This is a genomic window from Sphingomonas sp. Leaf33, from assembly GCF_001421785.1.
Classification (GTDB): Bacteria; Pseudomonadota; Alphaproteobacteria; order Sphingomonadales; family Sphingomonadaceae; genus Sphingomonas.
Map to the genome: position 1 here is coordinate 1,973,838 of NZ_LMLB01000001.1, position 17,726 is coordinate 1,991,563.

General features: G+C 63.1%; 13 protein-coding genes and 1 tRNA gene. 6 read left to right on the forward strand and 8 right to left on the reverse strand.

The annotated features are described in order from the left end of the window. The first annotated feature begins 35 nt into the window (after window positions 1-35). Window positions 36-2,072 (forward strand): hypothetical protein, encoded by a 2,037-nt coding sequence (locus tag ASE86_RS09650; RefSeq protein ID WP_056425210.1) that lies wholly within the window; start codon window positions 36-38, stop codon window positions 2,070-2,072. A gap of 90 nt (window positions 2,073-2,162) precedes the next feature. Here ASE86_RS09650 and ASE86_RS09655 read toward each other — a convergent pair whose 3' ends face one another. The 3 genes from ASE86_RS09655 to ASE86_RS09665 form a co-directional block, all read right to left on the reverse strand. Beyond that, window positions 2,163-2,822, reverse strand: a complete 660-nt coding sequence (locus ASE86_RS09655) for a MobA/MobL family protein (protein WP_056425213.1) — start codon at window positions 2,820-2,822, stop codon at window positions 2,163-2,165. 122 nt (window positions 2,823-2,944) lie between these two features. Beyond that, window positions 2,945-3,433 (reverse strand): hypothetical protein, encoded by a 489-nt coding sequence (locus ASE86_RS09660; RefSeq protein WP_235524035.1) that lies wholly within the window; start codon window positions 3,431-3,433, stop codon window positions 2,945-2,947. 204 nt (window positions 3,434-3,637) lie between these two features. Beyond that, a complete protein-coding gene (locus tag ASE86_RS09665; RefSeq protein ID WP_056425220.1) occupies window positions 3,638-4,522 on the reverse strand; it encodes an exonuclease domain-containing protein in 885 nt (294 codons plus the stop codon). 430 nt (window positions 4,523-4,952) lie between these two features. Between ASE86_RS09665 and ASE86_RS09670 the strand changes: the two genes are divergently transcribed. Further along, window positions 4,953-5,876, forward strand: coding sequence for a hypothetical protein (locus ASE86_RS09670; protein WP_156347085.1), 924 nt, complete (start codon window positions 4,953-4,955; stop codon window positions 5,874-5,876). A gap of 73 nt (window positions 5,877-5,949) precedes the next feature. Here the strand turns inward: ASE86_RS09670 and ASE86_RS09675 are convergent, their stop codons facing one another. The 4 genes from ASE86_RS09675 to ASE86_RS09680 are packed head-to-tail and all read right to left on the reverse strand — an operon-like array spanning window position 5,950 to window position 11,467. Then, window positions 5,950-7,398 carry a class I SAM-dependent DNA methyltransferase gene (locus ASE86_RS09675; RefSeq protein WP_056425228.1) on the reverse strand — a complete coding sequence of 483 codons (1,449 nt, stop codon included), beginning with the start codon at window positions 7,396-7,398 and terminating at the stop codon, window positions 5,950-5,952. Then, entirely contained in the window at window positions 7,395-8,039 is a 645-nt protein-coding gene (locus ASE86_RS15975) for an NYN domain-containing protein (RefSeq protein ID WP_156347086.1), read from the reverse strand. The genes ASE86_RS09675 and ASE86_RS15975 overlap by 4 nt, the downstream gene beginning before the upstream one ends. Beyond that, a complete protein-coding gene (locus ASE86_RS15680; RefSeq protein ID WP_082441772.1) occupies window positions 8,036-8,719 on the reverse strand; it encodes a restriction endonuclease subunit S in 684 nt (227 codons plus the stop codon). Before ASE86_RS15680 ends, ASE86_RS15975 begins: the two co-directional genes overlap by 4 nt. A gap of 15 nt (window positions 8,720-8,734) precedes the next feature. Then, a complete protein-coding gene (locus tag ASE86_RS09680) occupies window positions 8,735-11,467 on the reverse strand; it encodes a DEAD/DEAH box helicase family protein (RefSeq protein WP_056425231.1) in 2,733 nt (910 codons plus the stop codon). A 372-nt stretch (window positions 11,468-11,839) separates the two neighbouring features. Between ASE86_RS09680 and ASE86_RS15980 the strand changes: the two genes are divergently transcribed. The 3 genes from ASE86_RS15980 to ASE86_RS09690 all read left to right on the forward strand — a co-directional run bounded on the left by ASE86_RS15980 (window position 11,840) and on the right by ASE86_RS09690 (window position 16,325). Then, window positions 11,840-12,088: a hypothetical protein gene (locus ASE86_RS15980; protein ID WP_156347087.1), complete on the forward strand. Its 249-nt coding sequence runs from the start codon at window positions 11,840-11,842 to the stop codon at window positions 12,086-12,088. Between the two features lie 513 nt (window positions 12,089-12,601). Further along, on the forward strand, window positions 12,602-13,747 hold the full coding sequence (locus ASE86_RS09685) for an AAA family ATPase (protein ID WP_235524036.1): 1,146 nt from the start codon (window positions 12,602-12,604) through the stop codon (window positions 13,745-13,747). After that, window positions 13,716-16,325 carry a S8 family peptidase gene (locus tag ASE86_RS09690; RefSeq protein ID WP_156347088.1) on the forward strand — a complete coding sequence of 870 codons (2,610 nt, stop codon included), beginning with the start codon at window positions 13,716-13,718 and terminating at the stop codon, window positions 16,323-16,325. The genes ASE86_RS09685 and ASE86_RS09690 overlap by 32 nt, the downstream gene beginning before the upstream one ends. Before the next feature lie 66 nt (window positions 16,326-16,391). On the opposite strand, the gene ASE86_RS09695 is transcribed toward ASE86_RS09690, so the two are convergent. After that, the gene (locus ASE86_RS09695; protein ID WP_056425241.1) at window positions 16,392-17,051 is read right to left on the reverse strand and encodes a hypothetical protein; all 660 of its coding nucleotides are present in this window, start codon (window positions 17,049-17,051) and stop codon (window positions 16,392-16,394) included. A 540-nt stretch (window positions 17,052-17,591) separates the two neighbouring features. Here ASE86_RS09695 and ASE86_RS09700 point away from each other — a divergent pair. Further along, window positions 17,592-17,667 (forward strand) — tRNA-Ile (locus ASE86_RS09700). Window positions 17,668-17,726 lie beyond the last annotated feature (59 nt).

The following is a 17,726-nucleotide window of genomic DNA, read 5'->3' on the forward strand; positions in this document are numbered from 1 at the left end:
ACATCGATGACGCACATGCTGGAGGAAATCAGCCCATGTGCCGCATCCCGCACACCCGCCGTCGCAACGGTCGCTACGTCTTCCGGCGCCGCATCCATTTCCGAAATCTTATCTCGCGCCCTGTAGCCGTCGCCCTTGGGACCGCCGATCCGAAGGTCGCGCGCTACAAGGCGTCGCTCCTGTCGGCGTGCTTCGTGCGGGTGAAGGCGAGCGTCGAGATGGACATGGAGCAAGGCCGCCGGATGACCGGCACCGAGATCGAGGCACTCTTCCGCGCCGAACTCGAGGCGGAGCTCAAGTTTTACGTTCACAGCGCTTATGAGGATGCGCCGTGGTCGGACTCGGTACCCGAGGTCGCCGCTTGGGAAGCGGAGGCCTATCGCATTGCTCGCCTGCCTGGCCGACGCCGCGGCCTCCTGCCGGAGGATCGCGACGCCCTGATGCGACGTGGCCTCGAACGCGATATCTCGATGATCGAGGAATATGCCCAGCAGATCCGCGAGGTGTTCGACGACGCTGGTGTCACGCGTCGTCTCCGCGTGATCGGCGCCCCGGTCCATCCAGAAACCATCGAGGCGGCGCGAACGCATCTCATCCGCGCGGCTGCCGCCGCGACGACGCAGGCGCAGCGCGTGTTCGATCCAGACGTCATGGATGCGGCCGATCCGATCCAGGCGCTGATGGCGCACCTCGGCCCGGTGCCCGACGAAGTTCAGGCGCTGCTGAAAAAGCCGATTCCTGCTGCCCTTCCGCCCGCGGTCGCCGGCCCCGCCGACGGAATGTTCTTGGCGTTCGATCGCCGGCGCTTCAGCGAGGTGATTGATCAGATCCTGAGGTCGTTGAGGGCGGACGGCGTCTGGAAGGGCGACCTTCGCCAGCAACGCCACATCATGGAGACGTTCGCCTGGATTACCGGCGACAAGCCGCTCGGCAGCTACGGCCACCTCGATGTTGAGACCTTCAAGCAGGGTCTGCAGCAGCTACCGAAACGGTTTGATTATGGCTCATTCACCGCTGGCGCGATGTCGCGTCCCTTCCGGGAAGTCTTGGCCGAACTTCCCCCGCTGGCACCTGGGGACCGCCGTAGCGCGAAAACGACCAATCGCGACCTGTCGACGATGGCGACGGTGGCGCGCCATCTGGCGAAGACGTCATGGAAATCACGCCTTGCTGGCGCGGTCATTCTCGACTTTGGTGGGGCGCGGGTCGCGGTGAAGGCCGATCCCGACATCGACACTCGACCGCCATGGACCAGCACGCATCTGTCGATGCTCTTTCATTCGCCGATCTATGCAGGGGGCGACGGCGCTCTTCGCCGGCTTCGAGCGGGGAATTCGTCACCACGGGTGTGGCATGATGCGGCGTACTTCGCCCCGTTGCTCTGGTTCTACACCCATGCGTGCCGCGAAGAGATCTGCGGCCTCGAAGTCGCCGACGTGGTCACCGACCACCCGGTGGCGCACATCTACATCCGCGATAATGCAACCCGGGGGAAGGACGGTGAAAAGGCTGGCGAGAAGCGCCTAGCCCGGCGTCGCCGCGTCCCGATCCATCCGGAACTAAGGCGCCTTGGGTTTATCGAATACGTCGACGCGATCCGCGCAGAAGGGCACCAAGCCCTGTTCCCCGAGCTTTTCGTGTCAGCGGAGAAGCGCGGCGGGGGATTTTTCTACGACCGAGCGTGGAGGCATATGACAGCCTATATCGGCCAGCAGATGGACATTCCCGTCAACGCGGCGGGAAAGTCGGCCGACATCCACAGCATCAGGGCGCTCGGTTCCAGTTTCTACGAGGTGGATGGCGTCAATGCGATCCTGCGCGCCGACCTTTTCGGCCATGCGCGCGAGGGGACGAACGCGCGACATTACTCGAAGCGGGAGAGTACAGAGGGTCTGAACGTCGTTCTTGAGGAGCGGCTGGCCTTCATCGAACGCTACGTCCCTATCCTGACCGGTCATATCGAGCCGTGGCCGGTTCGGCTGCTGCCGATCGAGGAACGCTCGCGCGTGGGATCGCCCCTTCCGCGCAAGCGCCGGAGCGATGCGGGCACCGGCACGTCGCGGCAGCGCTGACAGTCAAGGGCGGCAGTCAAAGCTGCCGCCCCCCTTTCCCACGGCTGGTCGCCCGCATTCAGCGATCGCGTGCTTACTGGTCTCAGAAGATCACGCGGCCACGTCACGCCATCGTATGAAACGCTGTGGAAGGGCGACCCGCCGTAGCCAAGCATGTTCTAACCGCTTCTGCCCGGCCCAGGATCCGATCCAGGCCGGATGCCGCTGTCCGTGACGGCCATCGTGTCGCCAGTGTCTCGCGGTCACGATCAAGTGCGCGTGCGGGGTGACGATCCAGCCGTCGTCGCCTTCCAGCGCGTGGATTGCCCACGCGACCGCTGCACCGCGGGCGACAAGCTCCCGCTCGACGAACGAGTTCACGACCCAGGTCCAGTAAGCCGGCGTAATCCGATCCGGGATTTCTAGCAGCACGTGCCAAGCGCTGACGGCGGTGGGATCGCCGGTGGCCGCCGTCGCGGCGTCGGCTTCCGCCCAGATCGTGTATTTCTGGGCAGCCCAGACCGGCGAACTGGCCGGCAGCAGGAGACCGGCCCCGTGAAGTTCATATCGACGCTGGGCGAACGAGGCAGGCATCGACCCGAACCGGTCGGCGACGTCGGAATCACGCCAGATATACGCCACGTTCGCGACCGCCGTTTTATATGCGGGCAGGCGGTTGATGTAACGCCATTCCTGGGAAATTGGGCGGACCTTGAAGTCGACCTGTCCTGCACGGCGGTCCCGTGGTTGTGCGAACAGCTTGCGCTTCATCGCGTCGATGTCGGCTTTTGTGAACTGCTAGGTCATGTGCGTATCCTGAAACAGCGACGCCGCCCGGAGAGGGGCGGCGTCGCGGAGGCTTCGGCGCGGTGCGCCTGCCGAGAGGGATGGTGTCAGCCGAAGCGGACGATCGTGTCGGTCGGCATGATGTCCGGCTCGATCTCGGTCGCGTTCCAATCCACGCGGCGGTTGTTCGCGAGAACCTTGTCGCCCATCGTGCGTGCGGCGGACTCGATGCGCTTTATGGCGCGCCGGTGCCCCGCGGCGACCCCTTTGGGTCGCCCGAAATGCCGAACGAGCGTGCCGCGCTGGTTGATGACGAAATGCTGGTCGAGGCGGGGGTCGACGAGAATGATGGGATCAAGGTCGTTCGCGGCAAAGGGCACGATCCCGCTAGCGACATCTACCGTCATCATCGTCCGATAGGCGACGGTGAAGCCGGCTGGCACCGGCGCTTCAACGCTAGCCCAGCCGTAATAGATGAGATCCTTGCCGACCATGCGGCAGATCCGGCCGAGTTCGAGATGGTCGTCGAAGTCGAGGACCTTGCCCGAGCACCAGGCGATACAGTCATTTTGCGGTTTGTAGAGCGGCCAGCCCATGGCCTGACGGAGCGAGAGCATCAGATTCTGGTGATGTAGGATCGTCGTCATTAGTGTCTCCTGCGGCCGACAGCCGCTTGGTTCAGGTTTTTTTCCCCTCAGGCGGGGCACCCGTTTCATCGTGTGGATCAGGCTCGCTTCGTCGCGCCCGCCCCCACGGATCGAGCGATCAGCGACGCAGGGCTACCCGAGCGCGCAAATGGTTTAGCAGCAATGGCGGTTGTACCAGTCCACCACCTCGACGACCGGGCGGATCGAGGGGTGCAGCGCGCGCAGGAAGTCGACCTGCGCGGAGGCATCCGCCTCGGCCACATCGATCCGCCAGACCCGCCGGTCCGCCTGCCAACGATAGCCGGCGGCCTTCAGGTCGTCCTTCACCTGAAAAGGCGCGCCGGAAGCGGACAGGCGAACATCGGTTCGCTGTCCCCGCTCGACTAGGTGGGCAGCGATGGCGCGGCCGTCCGGTGCGGAGTTAGCGATGAGCACGAGCAGCGCCCACGCATCGGCCGCCGCCCTGTGCGCGGTGTAGAAGTGCCCTAGCTCGGCGAGAAGGCCGCCTTGGTTCCGGCTGTGATAACCAGCACCAGCCCAGTCGAAATCGCGAAGCGCGCAAACCCATGGATGACGAATGCCGGGGAAACGCTCGCGCACGAAGCGAGCGTCGAAAGCGGCGTTGAACGCAACGAGGACGTCGACGTCGCCCATTTCGACGGCGAGGAGGTCTTCGTCGAACCGTTGGCCGTGGAGGTCTTCATCTTCGAGGCGGGTCACATGCTTCACCGCATCGGAAAGCGGCTGGCCTGGATCCTCCAGCATGCTGATCGGCGGCTTCAGGTCGACGATCTGGCCGTCGCCGATGACGACTTTGGCAAGGGCGAGCTCGACCATCTGGTCGTTCTCGGTGAGTCCGGTCGTTTCGACATCGACGACCCCGATCGTTACGGTCCCAGTCGACGGGGTTGGCGACAGCCAGATCTCGTCGGCGTGTGGCAGGCGATGGAGGACCCGATAATCCTCGGCCCGAGCTTCAAGGGCTTGGACGTGCAGGCGCATTGCCGCGCTTGCGCACGGCTGGTCGTATAGTTTCATGTTGGTTTCCCGACAGAGAACGCGGCCCCGGGTGGGTTCGCGGATCGTGACGGTCGGCGCAGCCCCCCGAGGGGGATTCTCCCCTTCCATTTCACTGATCGCCGGCCACGCGGCAGGGCATGATCACACCTGGGGCAGGCAGCCCATGGGTTTCACCGGCGATGCATGCGCATCGCCGAAGGGTTCGCGCAGCGGGCAGCCAGAGCCGGGTACGGCGATCACCATTGGCGTCAGCCGGACGCCGCGTGGATCAATCGTTACCGCACGCAGTGCGTAACGATTGAGGTATTGCGCCTGAATCTAGCGGCCTCGTTCGCAGCTATATAAAATCTTGATTGCTAGCCTATCCTCGCTGTTTATGGTGTAAATTTGGCTCGAATAGCCCTATCTGTCGCCGGGCAAATGCATCATATAAAATGCAGGACAGACGATGACTGGCGAAAGAAAGAAGCGTGGCCGGCGGCCGGAGCAACATGGTGCTATCAAGCGTCGCATCGCGGAAGCGCGGGTACCGTCGTTCGCGCAGGCGGCTACGGATGTGCTCGATGGCTGGATCAGCGGCGAGGCCTCTTTCGATGACCTTTTGAACGCCTTGAGCGAGCTGGAGGGGCAAACCGAATCGCTCGGTATGGCGCCCCCCGCTGATACCGAGTTCACCGCCGTGGACGAGGTCGCCTGGGCAGCCCTGAACTACCGCGACGCCGCTTTCCTTACATCGCGCCTTGAGCTGATGGCAGCAGCCGTTGCCGCGCGGCGCGACGATTTGCAGGCAACACTAATATCTGCCGTCGCGACGAAGCCGGCATTGCCTACATATGCACGCCGGTTCTTCGATGCGTTAAAGGCGGTGGGCGTGGGTCAGGATCTATTGCATCCGGCCACGAGGCCAAAGGCAGAGCGGGTGAAGGCTGCCCTGACCGCAAGCGCCGCTGGTGACGAGAGGGTCGAATTCGCCGAAGGACCGATTCATCAATGGTCCGATCTGCCGCGAGCATTCGCTGGATACGAGCTGGTCGACACAGACGATCGGCCGGGGTTCGGTTCCGATGACGACCTGGTCCCGCTACCGCCGCTCTGCGGAATCGAAATGTATGCCGAGGACGAGGCGGATATCGCGGGGCAATTGGCTTCCTCGGATACGTTGAAGAAATACGCCAAGGTCGTGGATCAGTGGGCCAGAAAGCGTGGGAACCCGATCAGCGGCATAACAGCTTGGGGATGGGCCCTGCTCCTTTCGTATCGATTGAGAGGAACAAGCGACATCGTGCCGGAGGTCGCCCAGCCAGACATGATATTCGTTTCCCCTTGGCAAGCCGGAAAGGCGGTGCGTGCGGTCAAGTTACCGGTCGAGTAGACGGCACCCCTGCCGTTGGCGCGCGTAACGACGGGCTTTGGACGGCACACGTGCCAAGGTTGTGCTGATGCCGCTACTTAAGCCTCGCCGCGACTAGCCGGAACTTCTCGAGCGCCGTCTCGAGGCTGTCGACGATCTCGGCGGCGATCTCGGCGGGTGGCGGCAACGTGTCCGGGTCGGTGGCGCTGGCGTCTTTCAGCCAGAACAGGTCGAGGTTCAGTTTGTCGCGCTTGACCAGCTCGTCATAGCCATAGCGGCGGAAGCGCTCGGTTTCCTGCCGCTTCGTCCGCCCGTATTTCGAGCCGTAGCAGGCGACGAAATCGTCGAGGTCCGCTCGCTTCAGCGGGCGCTCGCGCAGGGTGAAGCGCTGGTTGGTGCGCAGGTCGTACACCCACAGGTCCTTCGTCGCGACGCCGGTGCCGGGCGTCGCGCGGTCGAAGAACATCACGTTGGCCTTCACCCCCTGGCTGTAGAAGATGCCGGTCGGCAGCCGCAGCAGCGTGTGGAAGTCGAATTCCTCGAGTAGGCGGCGGCGCAGCGTCTCGCCCGCGCCGCCCTCGAACAGCACGTTGTCCGGCATGACGACGGCGGCGCTGCCGCCGACCTTCAGGATCGACATGATGTGCTGGAGAAAGTTGAGCTGCTTGTTGCCCGTGGTGACGGTGAAGTCGTCGCGGACATAATCCTGCCGCTCGCTGTCGATGCCGCCGTCCTCGCGGACGATGCGGAACGACTGGCGCTTGCCGAAGGGCGGGTTGGTGAGGATCACGTCGAACGCGCGGTCCCCGCGATCGAGCAGCGCGTCGCGCTGCTGCACCGGCGACACCGCGCCGCCGATGCCGTGCAGATAGAGGTTCATGGCGCACAGCCGCACGACCTCGGCGACGATGTCGGTGCCCGACAGCTTCTCGGCGCGCAGCGCCGCGGCAACCCGCCGGTCCTTGGCCGCGGGCTTGGCCTTCATGTGTTCGTACGCGGCGAGCAGGAAGCCGCCGGTGCCGACCGCGGGATCGTGGACGGTATCGTCCGGCTCCGGATCGACGAGCTGTGTGATGACCTCGATCAGCGGTCGCGGGGTGAAATACTGGCCGGCGCCGGACTTCACCTCGCCCGCGTTACGCTCGAGCAGCCCTTCGTAGATCGTGCCCTTCACATCGACGTTCAGGCCCATCCACGTCTCGGCACCGATCAGCGTGACGAGGCGCTGGAGCTTGGCGGGATCGCCGATCTTGTTCTCGGCCTTCAGGAACAGCGTGCCGACGATGTCGGTGCGCTTCGAGAGCGTATCGAGGATGCGGGCATAGGTCCGCTCTAGGTCCTCGCCCGCGCGGCCGGCCAGCACATCCCAGTTGGCATCGGTGGGCAGCGCCGACGCCTCGCCCAGCAGGTCGGCGCGCTCCTTGTCCATCTTGAGGAAGAGCAGGAAGCTGATCTGGCCGAGATAGTCGCCATAGGACACGCCGTCGTCGCGCAGGACGTGCGCATAGTTCCACACCTTCGCGACCAGCGCCTGTTCGTTCATCGCGACGTCCCTACCGGAAGTGCCGAAACTCTACGCTCAGAAATCCGGATCAGATTCCCATCGCCGTGATGAAACTCACCTTCACGTAAGAAGGTGATCGCCTCGTAGAAACGATCAAACAAAAAAATTTTCATTTTGTCTGAGTTTCGGCCCGCTAGGTTTTTAAAGTTACCACTTAACTGTGCTTCCCATGACCATATATCAATGTTCCAGCCCCTTCGAAGTGCACGCTCGGCTTGCTGAAGGAAACTTGTTCCAAATTCGCCTGCCTGTCCGTCGCCTGTCACCATGACAAGCGCCTGTGGCGCATCAAAGTCGAGTAAGGCTCCGGCAATTTTGGCATGTAAGACCTCGTCGACGGCCTGCTCACCGGATCTACCGTCTTCGCGAACAACACGCTGTAACAACGAGGTATCGTAACCGTGATCTTTGGCATATTGCCACAAGGCTTCATTGCCCGGCGGAAGCGAGCCAGCGAACATGCGTGTGATAGGACTATAATCGCCTTCAACGAGTTTAAAAAAGTTTCGCCAGTGGATGCGAACGGCGGGCCAAGGCGCATTCTCTCTTATCTTGGCCGCTTCCTGCGCACCGGCAATGACATTATAATTGTCAATGAATATGTGTGCATCCATCTTCACACTAGTTCCCCACGAAAGGCGGCGGCAAGTATGGATTGGCGAAGTGTGGCCGCAAGGCCAAGTAGTTTTTGACTGTCCAAACCCGCCCAGCATGAAGAGAGCGCCGCTTCACCTTCATCGATGTCAACAAAAAGTTCGTCGACGCGGGTGACAATCACATCCTGCACCTCAACAGGAGGAACCGGTATGAGGGCATCGCGCATGAACTCTGTTGGCACACGCTTTTGGCCAGCGGTCCCAGTCATATTGAATTCCGCCGTCTCCCGGAATCCACGCTGACTTACCCAGTAATAAAGGTATCGCGACGATACGTCGCGCGGAGACAGCACATGAAACTCGGTTGAACCGTATCCGACGCCATGCGGCAAAGCCGGCACGACGGCGATCTTACCGTTCTCCATACATGGCGTGATCTTAGCGAAGATCACGTCGCCAGACGCGAAGCGGGTGAAGCCTTTGCGAACCGTATCAACGCAACGACGTGCCGATACGTCGATCCCGCCCGTTTTTGCCTGCACTGCGGCCATCGGCACGAAGGGGACCTCGGTATCCCCAGGCAACCCGTCCGGCGCCCGCCGCGGATTAACGGGGGCAACGGCATCGATACGCTCCCAACTCCATCCATGCGGCAAATCCCATGGCCCTTCGATAGGCCGAGTCGCCGCCATCGTCTTCGCCATAACCCGCGCCCCCAACTACGCCACCAGCGCGTCCTGAAGGTCGTCGAGTAGCGTGTCGAGCCGGGGACCGAAAGCCCGGCGTGCGCCGATGATGCCGCCGCGACCCTCGAATTGGTCCTGGATCTCGCCCGGCGTCACCTCGATATTGGCGGCAATATAGTCGCGGATCGCCTCCAGCCAGCCGAGCTGCTCCTGCGTATAGCTGCGCCCGGCGCGTTGTTCGCGGCCAAGCCACAGGTTGAACCGGCCCGCCATATCCGACGACAGCGGCGCCAGCGCGTCGGCGCGGCCGGTCGCGAAGCGGACCAGCGCGACAATGTCGGTCAGCGTCCGCGCCGGGTTGGCCCGCACCTTGTCGGCGTTCAGCCGGCGATAGGCGCTCCACAAGGCCAGCGGCTCGAGCAGCCAGGGCGGGCGCATCATCGCGTCGCGCAGCTCCTCGAGGCTGGCATAGCTCAACCGCTTCGATGCGGCGGGCAGGCCGTAGAGGATGCGCAGCGCGGTCAGCTCGTCGCTATGTTCCTCCAGGAACTTGCCGAAGTCGGCGGTCATCTTCGTCGCCGCCGCCTCGTCCCAGGCGGAGGAGACGACGACATCGCGGCTGATATCGTCGATGACGACCTCGGACGCCTGCTTCAGCTCGATCAGCACGCGGCGCAGTGCCGGGTCGTTATAGGAAGCAAGCGCCGCCTCGCGCCGGTCGGCGGCGACGGCCTCGATCTCGGCATCGGTGACAATGGCGCCGTGACGCGCCTTTGCGTCCGCTTCGATCTTGTCGGCATCGATCGCGTCGATCAGCTCGCCGGCAAGCGCCGACAGGGGCTTGCCCGCGATCGCCTCGATCTTCGCCCGGCCGGCATCGTCCAGCTTGCGGTCGAGCCGAGCAAGGCGACCGGCGAGCGTCGAGACCGCATCTTCGTCGCTGCGACCGGCGGCGACCTGATCCAGCAGCTTAGCGAAGGCGACGCCGTGCTCGCGCTCCAGCGGGATCGCCTGCGTCTTCAGGCTGTCGGTGACGCCGACCGCATCGACGAGGACGAACCGGTCCTTCACCCCGGCGCCCGGCGTGATGGTCGCAAGCGTGGCGGGGTCGATCGTCCGCACGCCGCGACCGCGCATCTGCTCGAAATAGACCGCCGAGCGCACGTCGCGCAGGAAGATCAGCGCCTCGATTGCCTTCACGTCGGTGCCGGTGGCGATCATATCGACGGTGACGGCGATGCGCGGATTATAGGCGTTGCGGAACTCGGCGATCACCGTCTCGGCATATTTCGCGCCGACCTTGTAGGTGATCTTCTTGGCGAAGTCGTTGCCCTGGCCGAAGACCTCGCGCGCGATCTGGACGATCTCCTCGGCGTGATGATCGTCCTTGGCGAAGATCAGCGTCTTCGGCACCTCGTTCCGGCCGGGGAAAAGCTCGGTGAACAGCGTGTCTCGATACGTCTCCAGCACCGTGCGGATCTGGTTGCGCGCGATGACGCTGCGGTCGAGGTCCTGCGGGCTGTAGGTCAGGTCGTCGTCGAGCAGCCGATAGGTCTGCGCGCGCGTGTGCCGGTCGCGGACCGGGACGGTGTAGCCCTTCTCGACCCGCCCGCCATGCTCGCCGATCTGGGTGCGGATACGGAAGATCTCGAACGGCACATTGACGCCGTCGGCCACCGATTTCTCATACGGATAGTCGGCGACGAGGTTCTCGTCGAAGAAGGCGGCGGTCTGCACCGTGGGCGTTGCGGTCAGCCCGATGATCTGCGCGTCGAAGTAATCGAGCAGCTGTCGCCAGCTGCCATAGATCGAGCGGTGACACTCATCGACGACGACGATGTCGAACGTCTCCGGCGGCATCGTCGCGCTATAGGCGACCTGTTTCGGCGGGGGCGTCCAGCCGCGCTCGAAGTCGCTCGCCTCCTCGTCCTCCTCCGACAGCTCGGTGCCGGTCAGCTGCGCGAACACCCGCTGGATGGTCGAGATGACGACCTTAGCCGGCGGGTCGAGCCCGGCCGCACCCAGCCGCTGCACGTTGTACAGCTCGGTGAACAGACGGCCAGTGCCGGGCGGGCGATAGGTCTGGAACTCCTTCAGCGTCTGCCGCCCAAGGTTGTTGCGATCGACGAGGAACAGGATGCGCCGCGCATCGGCATGGGCGAGCAGGCGATAGGCCAGGGTCGCCGCGGTGAAGGTCTTGCCGGCGCCCGTCGCCATGCGCACGAAGGCACGCGGACGGTCATTGCCGAGTGACGCCTCCAGCCCCTCGATCGCCTCGACCTGGCAGTCGCGCAGACCGTCGGTGACAAGCGGCGGCATCTCGGAGAGTCGAGCGCGGAGCGACGATCCCGCCTTCAGCCACTCGTGCAGCGTCTCCGGCCGATGAAATGAAAAGACGCGGCGGGATCGGTGCAACGGATCGACCCGGTCTGAAAACAGAATCTCAGTGCCCGACGCCTGATAGTCGAAGCGAAGCGGATCGCTCCAACGCGCGAGAGGCTGGCCGGACTGCGGCTGATAGCCGCGGGCCTGCTCCGCAACACCCGAAAGCGTCGTTCCCGCGGGCTTCGCTTCAACGACGCCGCAGGCTTTGCCCCCGACGAAGAGCAGGTAATCGCAAGGGCCGGTGGCCATCGGATACTCGCGCACCGCAACGCCGAGCGCAGCCATGCGGTTCATGCTCGCGCGGTCCTGCACCGCCCACCCGGCGGCAGCCAACTGCCCGTCGATAACCTGACGCACGCGCGCCTCGGGTGTCGTGTTCACAGCAGACCGTATGCGTGAACAATCGCTTGAACGTAAAGCGTTTGATGCAGGTCGGCACTGTGCTTGAAGGGGATTTGAAGACGAACCAGGCAGACGAGATATCGGCTTCCCTTGCAGACCGTCTATTAAGCACCGATATGTTTCAAGCGGCATATGCCGCTGCGTCGAGAACGCCGTCGAGCCGGGAGCGACCGGGTGGCGTGAGTCGACAATAAGGCGCGAACCAGTCGCGCCGATGTCCGGTGCAATCGGCCTGCACCTGGCAGCCGCTCGTTAGTAGGCGGCCCTCAAGAGCCAGGAAATGGGCTCGACCGGGCTGGCTGGTGCCGCGGTTATCTTCATTAGACCAAAATTCGGTTTCGGAGGTATCCCATGCACAATTTTCCGATCGCGCGTGAAGTCACGTACACTGATGGCCAGCGCCGGTTTCGAACCTTGCTTGATCGCTGCGATGGTTGCGGAGAAAGTTTTACAGAGCACTCGCTTAAGCTGATTGCCGATGAAATAGGCAATAACGCTGCCGACGATAATATTGTCTTTAGCTGTCAACTGTGTATAGCAGGTTGCCGGGATGCGGTGGTCGAAGTCAATAAATTTATTGAATCCTTGAAGATTCTATAGAATATACTCTAGGTCGTGATCAAATTAATTGGTTACCATTATGCATCGCGACAGCTGCAATCTCTAATATATGCCATGAGCTAAGAGTGGCGATGGGCTGGTCGTAGATGGCGGCCGCGGTCACGAAGAGAAACCCAACTCCGGTCGTTCAAGCCGTTTTCGCCGCCAACCCCAAACCCGACGTTCGTTCATTTCGACCGCCACCAGGATCAAGCATGCGTTTAGCCAGGACATGACGCCAAAGATGAGAAGCGTTTTAGACCGGTCTTCTCGGTGCGCTTGCGCAATTGGAGCGAGAGCTCATCCGCGAGCGGACGGTCGCCGGCCTCGGGGCCGCGAGGGCTTGAGGTCGAAAAGGTGGACGCCCCCCGAAGCTCAGTGCAGAAAGGTTGCGGGTGACCCAGCGACTGCTCAAAGACTCCGAATCGACGGTGTCCGAGGTTTTGCGGACATTGGGCGACCACCGTTCGGCCTTGCACAAGGCGCTGCAAGGAACGGTCGCCAAGGCGATGGATGGAGAAGGACGTGGACTTGTTCGGGCAGGATGAAGCTGCGCGCGGACCGACCCGTCCGAAGGTGCAAGACAAACCGGTAAAGCCGGTCAAGAAGAAGAAGCGGATGGCGCGAAGTGATCTCCTAGTGGCTCTGGTGAAGGCGGGCGCGACCGGCGACCGTCACCTCGCGCGTACGTCCGCAGAAGCTCTGATCGCTGACGAGAAAGCCAAGCAACATACCATTCTCGCCGATCGGCTGACTGCGGCGCTCCGTACCAACGCCAACGGCAGCCATTCGCCGACGACCGCGCCGGTGGAGCAGCCGGCACGCGGGCCATCGACCCGAGACCTCTTCGTCGACCGGGTGCCGCAACGTCGTCTTTCCGATCTGCTGTTGCCGCCTGTCACGCGCGAGGCGTGCGAGGAACTAATCGAGGAGCAACGCCGTGCAGACCTTCTGCGCGCCCACGGCCTCGAGCCACGGCATCGAATTCTTCTCGCGGGTCCGCCGGGTAACGGAAAGACCTCGTTGGCAGAGGCGATCGCGGAGTCGCTGAGCGTGCCGCTGCTGACGGTGCGCTACGAGGCGGTGATCGGGAGCTTTCTTGGGGAAACGGCCAGCCGGCTGCGGCGGGTGTTCGACTTTGCGCGGACAACTCCGAGCGTCCTCTTCTTCGACGAGTTCGACGTCGTGGGGAAGGAGCGCGGCGACATTCACGAGACCGGCGAGATCAAGCGCGTTGTCAGCTCGCTTCTGTTGCAAATGGATGACCTGCCGAGTTGGACGGTCATCGCCGCGGCGACCAACCATTCCGAACTTCTCGACCGTGCTGCCTGGCGGCGCTTCCAGTTGCGGCTCGACCTGCCGGCACCCGGTGAGCGGCAGATCGCAAATTTCATCGGCATGTATTTCCAGGCGCGGCCTGTGCCGGGGGACCTTGGCAAGTCGCCGGACCAGCTCGCGCGAGCCCTGCGGGGATCGAGTCTCGCCGAAGTCGAGGACTTCTGCACCAATATTCTTCGTCGCTTCGTCTTGTCACTGGGGGAGGGCCGCCCAAACGAGATCGTCGAGCACGAGCTGAAGGTTTGGCGATCCCGTGTGAGCGCACCGGGCAAAAAGAAGAGCGAGAGACGTGGCGGAGAGACCCCTCCTTCAGATACCTGAGGCGACCCGTAACGAACGCGAGAAGCGTGCGCCTGTACCGATAGACCCGAACGCGAAGATCGCGAAACCGGGCGTCGATCGCCAGTCGCAGCGCCTTGGCCCGCGATTCGATCGTCTCAGGGATGTGGCAGCGCAGCCAGCGGCTCAGGCCAGCATGGCGTTGCGCGCCGATCCTGATGGGATCGCACCCGAGCGCGCCCTCGTCTTTGAGGTGGCCGGCTCCGTCGGCGACTTTTACAGCCAGGTCGGTCGCATTCAGGGGCTTGAGTTCCTTCTCGAGGACGACGCGGACTTCGAGCCGAACGACGACTTCCATACGTTGCAGACCAAACAAGGTGAGCAGGTACGGGGCGACAAGCCGGTCGGCGGTCGTCTCTACATGGCGATGCCCGACATGCGGGCGTTGCGCGAGATTCTCAGCCTCTGGGATCGCTATCGGCAAGGTCAGGACATGCCCTACGGCTTTGCGCCTTGGCGCACGCTATTCGACATGCTGAGCGACCTGCGCGCCTGGGGGCCGCAAGATCGCGTTTTGCCCGAGACGCTGGCCTACTGGCGGGAGCGCATCGCGGATCGGCCGCACGATCCCGTCCGGTTCGAAGTGGAGATGTGGTTCTACGAGCGGGCCGAGCGACGCGCCAAGGCGATCGCGAACATCGAGGGACAGCTTGCCGAGCTTGGTGGCAGGGTCGTTACGTCTGCGGTCATTGAGCCGATCCGCTATCACGGCGTCCTGGTCGATCTGCCGCCGCAGCGGGTCGAGGAACTGATCGACCACCCCGATGTCACGCTAGCCCGGCTCGACGACATTATGTATTTGCGACCGCAGTCCGTCGCCGCGATCGCCGAACCAGAAGACGATGGCGAAATATCGGAGGCTGGTGGCGCGCCGGCCCCAGCGGGCGATCCGATCGCGGCGTTGCTCGACGGGGTTCCGCTCGCGAACCATCAGCGGCTAGCCGGACGCCTCATCCTCGACGACCCCGACGACTTCGCCGCGCGCACGCCGGCGGCGAAACGCTCACACGGGACCAGCATGGCCTCGCTGATCGTCCATGGCGATCTGCAAGCCGGCGAAGAGCCGCTGGATCGTCCGCTCTATGTCCGGCCAGTCATGCTGTTCGATGCCGCAAGCAATGCCGAGACGACTCCGCCCGATCGGCTTCCACTCGACGTCGTGTATCTCGCCGTGCGGCGGTTGCTCGAGGGCGAAGGGGCCGAGCCTGCGTCAGCGCCGAGCGTCGTCGTCATTAACCTGTCCCTGGGCGATCTCAATCGACCGTTCGCGGGCAGGATCAGCCCTTGGGCGCGTCTGATGGACTGGCTGTCCTTCCGCTACCGAGTGCTGTTTCTTGTCAGCGCCGGCAACGTCCGCAGTTGGCTGCCGATCAGGGAGTTTGCGACGACGGCGGACTGGGCGGCGGCGTCTCCAGAGGCGCGCGAAGCTGCAATCATCAGCGCGCTCAACTCCGAAAAGGCTGCCAGGACACTGCTCTCGCCGGCGGAAGGTTTGAACGCGATTGCGGTCGGCGCGTGGCATGCCGACGAGTTTGCCGCAGCACCGGATGCATTTCACTTGAAGGATCCATTTCCCAACGGCGGGTTGCCGAACGTGAGTTCCGGCGTCGGGCTGGGCTTTCGGCAAACGGTAAAGCCGGATTTGCTCTTTGACGGCGGTCGGGAGCTGGTCCGCGCATCGGAAGACGAGGGTCATGTGTGGTTGGCTGTGGATGGCGGCGGCGCATATGCGGGCCAGATGTCCGCGGCGCCCGACGCCGGGGCGACGGGCAGGCTCGACTATCAGCGCCGTACGGTTGGCACGAGCAACGCGACCGCGCTGCTAACGCGGTCGGCCGCGCGCATTTACGATTCGATGGTCGAGGCGGGTTATGACATTCCGCGCACTCACGCCGCTGTTCTGATCAAGGCGCTTCTGGTTCACGGTGCAGCGTGGGGCGATGCCGGCGAAAAACTCGACGGCGCCTTCGGCCCCGCCGGTCGGGACTGGCAACGTCACCGCGACAACATCTCACGGTTTCTCGGCTACGGTCGTCCCAACATCGACCGGGTGCTCGACTGCGCCGCCGAGCGTGCGACCCTGTTCACTTTCGGCGACATCCAACAGGACACTCAGGACGAGTTCGATATCCCGCTCCCGCCGTCGATCGAGGGATCGACCGAGTTGCGCCGGCTAACCATGACGTTGGCCTGGCTGACGCCGGTCAATGCTCGACACCAGCAGTATCGCTCAGCAACGCTCGAGATGTTGCCGGCCGGGGACAAGACTTATTCATTGGCCGTGGAGCGGCTCTCGGGCCAACCCACGCACTTCGCAGTCAACCGTGGGACGCTGTCGCACGGGATATTTGAGGGCGAGAGCGCCGTTGCGTTTCTCGACGGGGGAATGCTGAAGCTTCGCGTTGCCTGCCGCGCACAGGCGGGACCGCTCGACGATCGTGTGCCTTTCGCAGTGGCGATCAGCATCGAGACCGGCGTCGGCTCCGGCATACCGATTTACGACGAAGTCCGCGACGCGGTGCAACCGGCCGTGCGAGCGACTGCCGGCGCGGCTCGGTAACGGACGCTGTGCCGACGACGAAGCTGCGTCGTACCGCCCGATATTAGAAAGACTCGGACCCACGTTTCACCGATCGGTCAGTGCTGACAAGCGCTCGTGCTCTGCAAAGATGTGCTGCGCCAACGCGTATTCTGCGTCCGTGACCTCGGAATGTTGAGGCTGATCTTCATAGTGTGATCGATCGGCCTGTCTCAACAGGTTCAACAACGTGCCGTCGGCGCAGTCCGCGGAAACGCGTACAAGCGCCTTGATCTGATCGAGTGGGAATATGCCGCCATATTCCATCTCCGCTGAGGTCGAGATGCACTTATCCCCGAGCGCCCGCCATGCAGCACCGGCCTTTCGGATCACCCCCCGACGTTGTCGCACAGCTTCCCACGCATTGCTGACGCGGTTTCTAACGTAGGGAGCCAAAATGGCCGAGCTCGCGGTCAAATGCTGATCGCTGAACAGCGCGAGCATGGGGCGATAGAGCTTGGTAAGTCGCGTGCTCGCGAGATTACGCTGACGCTCTCGACGCGCGCTGGCGATCGACGTGGCGCTGCTTACGATGCGCGCAAGGGCAAATATTGCGAGTGCAAACGCGGCGAGCGGAAGATACCCGCGATAATCAGCCGGAAATGCGGCGTTGAGCGGCGAGACCTGCCAGAGCGCCACAGCAACGATCGTTGCTGCGATCAACGCCCAGAGTGGCGCATCTTTCAATCCAGTCCATATGTCCTTCATTCAGCACGTCTTGCCCGTCGCGAGTTCAATTGTCACCGCGCGGCTTTATAAAAGTACGGGTCGTCCCGGCGCAGGTACGACGTAGTCGCTCAAGCCCTCGAAAGCACGCGAAGCACGACTCGGAGAGATTGAATTGAGTTGCCATCTTCGCCCAGCGATACGGTCTGACCAAATGGCGACTTCTGGGATCAGGTGGGTAACGATCGAACGGCTGAGGTTGGGGCGCGTAGCTGCCGTCTGGAGGTTTGCCAACGAATCTCCGCTTACCTCAGGCTGCCGCTCCCAACCGACCATTCCAGTGTCCACCCATTGCGGTCATAAATCGAACGCGGTGGTGCGTGGGATCAGCAGAATGGTGGCAACACGCTTCAAACGTCAAAAGCCGCAGACCATTTTGCGCTGCTCACTTCCGTCCCCTCGACAGATACACAAATATGATTCACAGGGGCTCGGCAATCTTGCACGAACCGTGGAAATCCGTACCTCATCGCGCAAGATAAAGTGGTTGGGAATCCTGTCTCCCCGACCAACTCACGCTGGGGGCCTGTAGCTCAACGGTTAGAGCTGGCCGCTCATAACGGCTAGGTTGCGGGTTCGAGTCCTGCCGGGCCCACCAGCGCCGCGCAAGAGACAGAGAAGCTGTTGCAAGCGTCGGGCGGCGCTGCGGGCGGCGGC